Origin of the sequence: Stieleria sedimenti (assembly GCF_025060895.1) — a bacterium.
In the GTDB taxonomy this organism is placed as follows: Bacteria; Planctomycetota; Planctomycetia; order Pirellulales; family Pirellulaceae; genus Stieleria; species Stieleria sedimenti.
In genome coordinates this window covers 3,594-5,698 of the sequence record NZ_JANZKV010000315.1, presented here as the reverse complement: position 1 = coordinate 5,698, position 2,105 = coordinate 3,594, and the positions used below count along the sequence as shown (strand labels likewise).

Genomic DNA, 2,105 nt, shown 5'->3' with positions numbered 1-2,105 from the left:
GCGATTCCCACCCGAACGAAACGATTTTTTACGACGCGCCTGATCGACTAATATCCGTCTCATCGCTTCCGCGGCGGCAGCGAAGAAATGGCCCTTCGAGTCCCATTGCTGGGGATTCCCTGCTTGGACAAGCCGCACATACGCCTCGTGAACGAGTGCAGTCGCCTGCAGCGTTTGGCCGGGTTTTTCCTGCGCGAGCCTGGATGCTGCCAACTTGCGCAGCTCCTCATACACCAACGGCAGCAGTTGATCGGCCGCCGACGGATCGCTCTGTTCGATCTGAGCAAGAATCTGGGTTACATCTGACATAGGCCCAACATAGCGATCCTGCGCGGCAGTCTACAGCATTTCAATCGGGGAAGCGCCTCCTGGCATCAGGACCAACAGCCATGCGTGCGTGGACGCACACGAACGTCGGCTGACTCAGGATCTGGAGCTAGAAGCAACACTGCTCACGACTCGCCGTACGTCAAAGACAACACTGCAAGTCGTTTACGGCAGAGTCCTGGCCTTAGCCTCGTGGGGCTCCCTCCTTTTCGAGATCCCACGTAATGGCTACTCAAAATGATCTTGAGGCTTTCCGTCAATGGCGGGTCTTGCCTAATTCTTCCTCTTGCAAACCGTGGTCGTTTCCTCGACCGGAACGCCGTCAATCATCCGCTTTGTGTCTCGCCCTCGCCACTCGTCATTCGACGGCCACGTAAAAACACGGTGGGACTCAACATGAACACGCTTTCCGTCAATGATGGTGGAACCCTTGGTGGGACTCGTCCAATCACCGTTTTCAAGAATGTGATGGGTCGAACGATAAGTCGATCCGTCAGCATCGATCTCCAATTCAACGACCAGTTGCTTTACTGCATCCCAACCAAGAATCCCCGATCCAGAGTTCGTTTGGCCTGTGACGATATCCGTGCCCGACCAGTTGTAGGTGATGCTCGATTCATCAGGCGACCATTGACACTCGAGCTCCCATTTGACTGTTTCTCCGTCAACCGTCGTCTCGCAGGACCATTCGCCAACTAGCCTGCCAATCGCGTCCTTTACATGTCTAGGCGTCTCGTTCGCGTCCGCTCGGAACCAATAAGATTTTTCAATTCCACCCTGGATCGAAGGCGTGGTTATTTCAAAGGAGTTCTTGTCCAGAATCTTGTTCTGCCAGGGGCCTGAAGCGACTTTGCCATCTCCGGATGTAATCACCGCTTTCCCCTTATAGACGCCATCCGCAAACGACTCGACTTCCAGATAGCCGTGCGTTCCATCCGATTCGAACCAGTTGTGAATCCACAGTTCTTTCTCTGCATCCCAACCGGCCATGGAGAAGGACGGTTGCCCCTCCTGCTTACCAGAACCAGAAACAGCCTTGCCACCAGCCACGCGACTCCATTCGACTTCGCCGCCGACGTCGCCATCAGCCGTTTTGATGATCCACTTGCCGGGAAAATAGCCCATGATTCGTTCGGCTAATTCTCCAGCCGATAGCGAAGACGACGAGCCAAGACAAAACACACCGAATGCCACAAAGGCCAGTAAGCGGGATCGGATTCGAGGTTTTACAATCATTGGGAACTTTACGTTTATCGAAGGGATGAGAAACGGACTCTGGTTGCACTGCCAAGCATTCGGGTTTGCGATTGACGGCATTTACTCGGCATCTCGGTAGTTCCAAGCGTACGGCTTCGGCTCCTCGCCTTCGGGCCCAATCTTCGATCGATAACGCAGCCAATCACCATCGACAGAGAATTCGCCCTTGAAGGTAAGCTGGTCGCCATTGGATCGAGTGTGATCGCCAGTAATCTTCGTTCCGCGATCGTCGTACGAGATTTCGCTAATCGCCCCAGTGCTTGAAAATTCCCAACATGCAGCCTTGTTTGTCTTCGGGTCGATTCCGGCGATGAACAAGTGGCTCCACGCCGTTTGATCACTGTATCTGTTCCGTGGAGCCGACTTGCTGGGCCGGGCAACTCACCGAGTAAACACTGCACACAACAAACGGCAACAGCAGAATTCTCAACATGACGAACCTCATTCTTTTGTGATTAAGTGATGAGCCTGAACAATAAGCAGCCGGTGTCAACCAAACGCCGCCGTCTATCAGCCTGACA

General features: G+C 53.8%; 2 protein-coding genes. Both read right to left on the bottom strand.

Annotated elements, in window-relative coordinates; genetic code table 11:
* On the bottom strand, positions 1-309 hold a 309-nt coding region (locus NZK35_RS31845), incomplete at its 3' end, for an ECF-type sigma factor (RefSeq protein ID WP_259636573.1).
* Positions 310-600: 291 nt separating this feature from the next.
* Positions 601-1,563, bottom strand: a complete 963-nt coding sequence (locus NZK35_RS31840; RefSeq protein WP_259636572.1) for a hypothetical protein — start codon at positions 1,561-1,563, stop codon at positions 601-603.
* Positions 1,564-2,105 lie beyond the last annotated feature (542 nt).

Bases quoted from the DNA above. Each gene is read 5' to 3' on its own strand.
- NZK35_RS31840 (WP_259636572.1), bottom strand. From the start codon at position 1,563: ATGATTGTAAAACCTCGAATCCGATCCCGCTTACTGGCCTTTGTGGCA.